Origin of the sequence: Shewanella marinintestina (assembly GCF_023283845.1) — a bacterium.
Classification (GTDB): Bacteria; Pseudomonadota; Gammaproteobacteria; order Enterobacterales; family Shewanellaceae; genus Shewanella; species Shewanella marinintestina.
This window is the reverse complement of sequence record NZ_JAKILC010000047.1, coordinates 1-649: the sequence shown is the minus strand read 5'-3', so window position 1 is coordinate 649 and position 649 is coordinate 1. Positions and strand designations below refer to the sequence as shown.

Sequence of the window (649 nt, the reverse complement as noted above, 5' to 3'; positions counted from 1 at the left end):
AATTGAGTCGATACCTAAATCGGCTTCCATATCCATGCCAAGTTCAAGCATTTCAGTTGGGTAGCCAGTCTTTTCGGCAACCACAGACATCATAGTCGCCTGTACCTTGTCTGCGCTTAGACCGTTTGTAGCTGGTGCAATAGCAGCATATGAAAGAGGAGAGCCTTCAGCTGCACTTGTAGACAGCTTTGAGTTCATGTAGCTAACGATTTCGCCCAGTGTACGACACTCAGCTAGATCTTCTGGGTTAAGCTCAGGTAAACCCGGTAGCTCATCTTGTACTGTGCCAAGAATTTCAACGCGTTTAATTGAGTCGATACCTAAATCGGCTTCCATATCCATGCCAAGTTCAAGCATTTCAGTTGGGTAACCGGTTTTTTCTGCAACTACAGACATCATAGTCGCCTGTACCTTGTCTGCGCTTAGACCGTTTGTAGCTGGTGCAATAGCAGCATATGAAAGAGGAGAGCCTTCAGCTGCACTTGTAGACAGCTTAGAGTTCATGTAGCTAACGATTTCGCCTAGCGTACGACACTCTGCTAGATCTTCTGGGTTAAGCTCAGGTAAACCCGGTAGCTCATCTTGTACTGTGCCAAGAATTTCAACGCGTTTAATTGAGTCGATACCTAAATCGGCTTCCATATCCATG

The 649-nt window shown here is 45.9% G+C and carries 1 protein-coding gene; it reads right to left on the bottom strand.

Translation table 11 applies throughout. The features are described 5' to 3' along the window. On the bottom strand, window positions 1–649 hold a 649-nt coding region (locus L2747_RS21375; protein ID WP_249000919.1), incomplete at both ends, for a phosphopantetheine-binding protein.